Below are 7,008 nucleotides of genomic sequence, written 5' to 3'. Positions count from 1 at the left end.
ATCAGCGACGAGGCGCAGTTGCCGACACCGGCAACGGCCACGCGAATGGGATGGTGGGACACGGGACTCCTTCGTCGTGAGGCCGACCGCACCGACCGTGCGGTCGGCGCGGCGTGCCTCTCGGGGGTGGCTGGGGTGCGAGGGGACGTGAGGGGACGTGAGGGGACGTGAGGGTGTGTCCCGGCGCGGGCGAGGCCCCGGACCGGGACGGCAGTGATCCGTCAGTGGCCGCGGGCGATCCACTCCTGCAGGTGGGGCTTCTCGGCGCCGATCGTGGTGGGCTCCCCGTGCCCGGTGAGGACCTCGGTGTCCACCGGCAGGGTCAGCAGACGGGTGCGGATGGACTCGATGATGGCGTCGAAGTCGGAGTAGGACCGCCCGGTGGCCCCGGGGCCGCCCTGGAACAGGGTGTCCCCGGAGAGCAGCACCCCGCCCGCTCCGAGACCGGGAGCGGCGAAGCACACCGAGCCGGGGGAGTGCCCGGGGGTGTGGAGGGCCACCAGCTGCGCCCCGGCCACCGTGAAGCGGTCGCCGTCGGCGATCTCGATGTCGAAGCCGGCCGTCGGGTGGACCTGCTCCCACAGCATCGCGTCGGCCGGGTGCAGGTGCACGGGCGCGCGGAGGGCCTCGCGCACCTCCAGAACGGCGCGGATGTGGTCGTCGTGGCCGTGGGTCAGGAGGATCGCTCGAGTGTCGCGGATCCCCACCGCCGCCGCCACGGCAGCGGCGTCGTGGGCCGGGTCGATGACGATGCACTGTTCGTCGTCACCGACGATCCAGACGTTGTTCTCGACCGCCCAGGTGCCCCCGTCCAGGGAGAACGTGCCCGCGGTCACCAGCCGTTCCACCCTCGCCCCTCGGGAGGAGCCGGTTCCGCTGCTTCCGGTGGTCGTGGTCTGCGTGCGCTCGGGGCGGCTTCCGTCCGGCACCGGCATCTGCCCAGAGACGCAGCCCGAGCTCATCGCGCCTCCCCGAGGGCATCGCAGGCTCCGGGATCGGGTGCGGGTGCCGTGTCCACGCGCAAGGTCCGGACCCTGCCCCTGGACACCGTGCGGTGAGCTCGGTGCATCAGGTCTTCCTCTCCGTGCCGGGGGGCCGGCCGCTGTCGGCAGTGGCCGATGGGCGGACGCCGATCGTGGACCCCGCTCGCCACCACGAATCAGGGTCGGCTCAATTGGTGCAACGCGTGTCGTAATGTGCAACGCCGCTCGTGGGAAGAGTCTCCGGGGGATCGTCGTCCCTGTCAAGGGACGCCGGGGAGGACGCCTCGGCTCAGGAGTGGCCTCGAAAACGCGTACCGCTGTCGTGCCGGCCTCAGGTGCTTCGTCCAGCGGCGCACGAGCGGCGACAACCGCACCCCGGGACGCGTGCCGCCTGCGGCCGGACGGGACGTCCAGCCGCAGGCGCGCGTGGTGCCCGGTCACCGAAGGCGGCCGGTCTGTTCGTGGTCGACCTCGGCGAGCTCCATCCGGTCGAGGATCGTGGCGGAGATCTCCTCGACGGACATGGAGGCGGAGTTGACGTGGGGAATGCTGTTGAGGGCGTACATCTCCTCGGCGTTGCGCAGTTCCCAGGAGCACTGGGCGAGGGAGGAGTAGACGGTCGACGGTCGCCGTTCCTGGCGGACCTGGCTCAGCCTGAGGGGCTGTGAGGTGAGTCCGAAGCACTTGCCGGTGTGGGGCGCGACGGGTGCCGGCATGGACCGGCGTTCGAAGTCCTCGTCCACCAGCGGGAAGTTGGCGACACGGATGCCGTGCTGCAGGGCCAGGTACATGCTGGTGGGGGTCTTGCCGCAGCGTGAGGGGGCGATGAGGATCAGGTCGGCCCGCTCCAGCGCCCGGATGGACTGGCCGTCGTCGTGCTCCATGGAGTACTCCACCGCCGCCATCCGCGTCTGGTAGCGGATGGCGTCCCCGACCCCGTGGGCCCGGCCCGGCTGCAGGTTCGCCGTGGCGTGCAGTGCGGTCTCGAGCTGGGGGAGGTGGGTGCCGAAGAGGTCCACGAAGAAGCCCTGGCTGCCGGCGAGGATGCCGCGGATGTCCGGGTCGACGACCGTGGAGAACACGACCGGCATCCGCCCGGTGTCCGCCACGGCGTCGATCCGGGCCGTCACCTGCCGTGCCCGCTCCGCGGTGATGATGAACGGCACGGTGTGGCGCTCGAAGCGCTGTTCCGGGAACTGGGTGATCAGGGTGTTGCCCAGGGTCTCGGCGGTGATTCCTGTGCTGTCCGACAGGAAGAACGCCACCGGGCAGGTGTCGGTCACTGGCTGGTGTGCCTCTCTGGTGGTGTGCCTCGCACGAGGAGCCCGTCCCGGCGCGGGGCGCCGCGACGGGTGGACTCTCACACGCTGGGCTGCGGCGCGGTGCGGGCCAGGGACAGCCAGGTGCCCACGACGGCGTCGGGGTTCAGCGAGACCGAGTCGATGCCCTGTGCCAGCAGCCACTGGGCCAGGTCGGGGTGGTCGCTGGGACCCTGCCCGCAGATTCCGACGTACTTGCCGCGGGCACGGCAGGCGGAGATGGCCAGGGCCAGGAGCTTCTTCACGGCCGGATCGCGCTCGTCGAAGGATCCGGCGACCAGTGCGGAGTCCCGGTCCAGGCCCAGGGTGAGCTGAGTGAGGTCGTTGGATCCGATGGAGAAGCCGTCGAAGTGGTCCAGGAACTCGTCGGCCAGCAGGGCGTTGGCGGGGAGCTCGCACATCATGACGATCTCCAGGCCGTCCTCCCCGCGGGCCAGGCCGTTGGCGGCCAGCAGCTCCACCACCCCCTCGGCCTCGGCGAGGGTGCGCACGAACGGGACCATGAGCTCGACGTTGGTCAGGCCCATGGTGGTGCGCACCTGGCGGACGGCCTCGCACTCCAGCTCGAAGGCCTCACGGAAGGACGGGGACAGGTATCGGGAGGCGCCCCGGAAGCCGAGCATGGGGTTCTCCTCGGCCGGCTCGAACGCCGGCCCGCCGAGCAGATTGGCGTACTCGTTGGACTTGAAGTCCGACAGCCGGATGATCACCGGTTCCGGGGCGAAGGCCGCCGCGATCGTGGAGATCCCCTCCGCCAGGCGCTTGACGTAGAAGTCGCGCGGGCCGGCGTAGGCGGCGATCCGCTCCTGGATCTGCCGGACGACGTCGGTCGGCAGGCCCGGCGTGCCGTTCTCCAGGGCCAGCAGTGCCAGGGGGTGGATGCCGATCTGACGGTTGATGATGAACTCCAGCCGGGCCAGCCCCACCCCGTGGTGCGGCAGCTGGGCGAAGCTGAACGCCTGTTCCGGGGTGCCCACGTTCATCATCACCTTCAGCGGTGCCTCCGGCATGGACCCCAGAGAGGTCTCCTCCACCGTGTAGTCCAGCAGCCCCTCGTAGACCAGGCCCGCCTCGCCCTCGGCGCAGGAGACCGTCACCGCGGCACCCTCGGCCAGGACCGCGGTGGCGTTCCCCGCGCCGACGACCGCGGGGATGCCCAGCTCCCGGGCGATGATCGCGGCGTGGCAGGTGCGTCCGCCACGGTCGGTGACGATCGCGGCGGCCTTCTTCATGATCGGCTCCCAGTCCGGGTCGGTCATCGAGGCCACGAGCACGTCACCTGCCTGGAAGGAGGCCATCTGCTCGATCGAGCTCAGCACCCGGACCTGCCCGGCGCCGATGCGCTGGCCGATGGCCCGTCCCTCGGCCAGCACTCTGGCCCGCTCGTGGAGCCGGTAGCGGGACACGGCCCCGGCGGCCCGGCGGGAGACGACCGTCTCGGGGCGGGCCTGCAGGATGTAGAGGCGCCCGTCGGTCCCGTCCAGGCCCCACTCGATGTCCATCGGGCGCCCGTAGTGGGCCTCGATCGCCACGCCGTACCGGGCCAGCTGCTCCACCTGCGCATCGGTGAGGCTGAAGCGGGTCCGCCGCTCCGCCGGGACCGGCGCGAACTCCACCGTCCGTCCGTCCTCCTGGGCCTCGGCGTAGGTCATCTGCAGGGCCTTCTCCCCGAGCCCCCGCTTGAGCACCGCGGGTCGGCCGGCGGCCAGGGCCGGCTTGTAGACGTAGAACTCGTCCGGGTTCACCGCACCCTGCACCACGGCCTCGCCCAGTCCGTAGGACGAGGTGATGAAGACCGCGTCGGTGAAGCCGGACTCGGTGTCCATGGTGAACATCACCCCCGAGGCCCCGACGTCGGAGCGCACCATGCGCTGCACCCCGACCGAGAGCGCCACCTCGGCGTGGGCGAACCCGTGGTGGACCCGGTAGGCGATCGCCCGGTCGTTGTACAGCGACGCGAAGACCTCCTTGACCGCCGCCAGCACGTTCTCCACCCCGCGCACGTTCAACAGCGTCTCCTGCTGGCCGGCGAAGGAGGCGTCGGGCAGGTCCTCCGCGGTCGCACTGGAGCGCACCGCCCAGGAGACCTCAGCACCGTCGGCCTGGGAGCCGGCCAGCTCGTCGTAGCCGGTGCGGACCGCGTCCTCGAGGGCGCTCGGCAACGGAGACTGCTGGATCAGGGACCGGATCTGTGCGCCCGCCCGGCTCAGGGCGCTCACGTCGGCAGTGTCCAGGCCCTGGAGGATCTCGGCGATCCGCCTGTCCAGGCCATCTGACCGGAGGAACTCCCGGAAGGCGGTGGCCGTCGTGGCAAAGCCGCCGGGAACCACCACCCCGGCCGTGTCCAGGTTGCGGATCAGCTCCCCCAGGGAGGCGTTCTTGCCCCCGACCTCCTCGAGGTCGGACAGATCGATCTCGGTGAACGGAAGGACATGGGTCATCAGAATGGTGCTCCTAGAGGTGCGTTCGAGCGGGCAACGGTCGTGTCGTGGGGGAAGGCCGGTACCGAGCCGGTCGCCGCCACAGTGCGGTGTGCTGCCCGGTGGCGTTCACCGTCCATGACGGAGCCGACAGCACCTGTCGCCAACAGATATATCACTCATATATCGAGGAAGGAAGAAGATGTCCTCACGCGACAGAGGGCTGGGTCGGCCGTCGACGGTGCTCGTGCTGACCGCCCTGTCGACCGTGGCATGGACCCATGGGGAGGTCGACTGTTCGGGCCCGGGCGTGTGTCCCTGGGGGTGCGCTGACCGGGGGCGCTCCTCACGCCTCCTCGGCCACGGCCCGCCCGATCGTCTCCCGCAGGATCTCGCTGGTGCCCCCGAAGATCGTCAGCAGCCGGGACGCGAGGTAGGCCTGCGCCACCGGGTAGTCGAGGATGTAGCCGTACCCGCCGTGCAGCTGCAGGCACCGGTCGGCGACGGACCTCGCCCGCTCGCTCGCCCAGTACTTGGCCTTGGACGCCCCGACCACGTCGAGGGCTCCCGCATTGAACGCGTGCACCGCCCGCTGCACGTAGGCCTCGACGACCTCCACCTCGACCGTCAGCTCCGCGAGCTCGAACCGGGTGTGCTGGAAGTCGAGCACGCGGGAGCCGAAGGCCGTGCGCTCGCCGGTGTACCGGAGGGTGCTCTCCAGGGTCGAGCGCGCGACGGCGCTCGCGGCCACGGCGACCGCCAGCCGCCCCTGCGGCAGCACCTGCTGGATCTGCCGCAGCCCACCGCCCTCGGTGCCGACGAGGTTCGCGGCGGGGACACGGACGTCCTCGAAGAACAGCTCGACGGTGTCCGAGGCCTTGACCCCCATCTTGTCGAGCTGCCTGCCGGTCTCGTAGCCGGGGGAGTCCGCCTTGTGCACCAGGAACAGGCTGAAGCCGTCCTCCCCGGCGCGCCCGGTCCCTCCGTCCGTGCGCGCCAGAACCAGGGCGGCGTCCCCGCTGATCCCGTTGCCGATGAACGTCTTCTGACCGGTGAGCACCCACTCCTCGCCGTCGCGCACGGCCCGGGTGCGCACCCCGCGCAGGTCGGAGCCCGCGTCCGGCTCGGTCCAGGCCACGGAGGTGACGAGCTCTCCGCCGAGCATGCGCGGCAGCCACCGCCGCTTCTGCTCGTCGGTGCCGTGGGCGAGCAGGTGGGGCAGCACCCAGTCGTCGTGCAGGTGCAGGGCGAGGGCCACGCCGAGGGCGCCCTGCCGGACCAGCTCCTCGTCGAGCACGGCGCGGAACCGGTAGTCCGTCAGGCCCATGCCCCCGAACTCCTCGGGCACGGCGAGGCCGAGCAGCCCCGCCCCGCCGGCGGCCGTCCACATGCTGCGGGGCATCAGGTGCTGGGCGTCCCACTCGGCATAGTGCGGCGCCACCTCGCGGGCGGTGAACTCGCGGGCGGCCTCGCGGAACTCCTCGTGCTCCTCCTCGTAGAAGGATCGGTCGAAGGGCCGGCCGGCCGGGGTCTCGGTCACGGGGTTCCTCCTGTGCTGGTGGGGATCGGGCCGAACGCGGTGCGCAGCGCGGCCCAGGTCATCTCCTCGAGGGCGGCTCGGGCGTCGTCGAGCCGCCCCGCTTCCTGCGGGGCGCGCAGCCGGTGCGCCGTCCGCAGGGTGTGGGGGGTCGAGTTGATGAGCCCGAAGGCGGCCTGCGCGCGCAGGGTGAGCTCCGCGACGTCGCGCGCGGGGGCCAGCTCGCGCAGAGCGTCCACCCACAGCGTCACGTAGCCCCGCTGCAGGACGCGGACCGCACGGCGGTCCTCCTCGGTGAGGTTCTGCAGCTCCCTGTCCTGCACCACGATCACGGCGGGGTGGCGCAGCGCGAACTCCACCTGGAAGGAGATCAGCGCCCGCAGCCGCCGGGCCGGGTCGGGGGAGCGGTCCACCACCTCGCGGCCCCGGTCGAGCAGGTCGGCGCTGACCTCGAGGAGGATCGCGCCCAGGACCGCCTGCTTGCTCGGGAAGTGCCGGTAGACGGCGGGCCCGCTGACTCCCGCGGCGGCGCCGATGTCGTCGATCGAGACGCCGGCGAAGCCGCGCTCGGCGAAGAGCGTCGCGGAGGCGGCCAGGAGGTCCTGGCGCCGCCGGGCCTTCGCCTGCCCGCGCACGGTGGTGGGCGGGCCGGGGCCGGGCTCGGTCTGGGTCACGGTTCCTGCTCTCGGGATCGGTTTCCTGGACATTCTAGTGAGGCGCCACTAACCTGAACCTCAAGTTAGTCCAGA

The 7,008-nt window shown here is 71.5% G+C and carries 5 protein-coding genes; all 5 read right to left on the bottom strand.

Annotated elements, in window-relative coordinates; genetic code table 11:
* Window positions 1-221 precede the first annotated feature (221 nt).
* Window positions 222-836, bottom strand: coding sequence for an MBL fold metallo-hydrolase (locus ACFYE1_RS14955; protein ID WP_387744482.1), 615 nt, complete (start codon window positions 834-836; stop codon window positions 222-224).
* A 584-nt stretch (window positions 837-1,420) separates the two neighbouring features.
* Window positions 1,421-2,266, bottom strand: a complete 846-nt coding sequence (locus tag ACFYE1_RS14950) for a pyruvate, water dikinase regulatory protein (RefSeq protein WP_387744479.1) — start codon at window positions 2,264-2,266, stop codon at window positions 1,421-1,423.
* Between the two features lie 77 nt (window positions 2,267-2,343).
* Window positions 2,344-4,743, bottom strand: coding sequence for a phosphoenolpyruvate synthase (ppsA, locus tag ACFYE1_RS14945; RefSeq protein ID WP_387744476.1), 2,400 nt, complete (start codon window positions 4,741-4,743; stop codon window positions 2,344-2,346).
* 325 nt (window positions 4,744-5,068) lie between these two features.
* Window positions 5,069-6,262 (bottom strand): acyl-CoA dehydrogenase family protein, encoded by a 1,194-nt coding sequence (locus tag ACFYE1_RS14940; protein ID WP_387744472.1) that lies wholly within the window; start codon window positions 6,260-6,262, stop codon window positions 5,069-5,071.
* Entirely contained in the window at window positions 6,259-6,933 is a 675-nt protein-coding gene (locus ACFYE1_RS14935; protein ID WP_387744469.1) for a TetR/AcrR family transcriptional regulator, read from the bottom strand. The genes ACFYE1_RS14940 and ACFYE1_RS14935 overlap by 4 nt, the downstream gene beginning before the upstream one ends.
* Window positions 6,934-7,008: the final 75 nt, after the last annotated feature.

Source organism: Kocuria nitroreducens (genome assembly GCF_042879195.1).
GTDB classification, from domain to species: Bacteria; Actinomycetota; Actinomycetes; order Actinomycetales; family Micrococcaceae; genus Kocuria; species Kocuria nitroreducens.
Note: the sequence above shows the minus strand (reverse complement) of the source record. Positions and strands in the feature narration are given on the sequence as shown.

Bases quoted from the DNA above. Each gene is read 5' to 3' on its own strand.
- ppsA (WP_387744476.1), bottom strand. From the start codon at position 4,743: ATGACCCATGTCCTTCCGTTCACCGAGATCGATCTGTCCGACCTCGAG.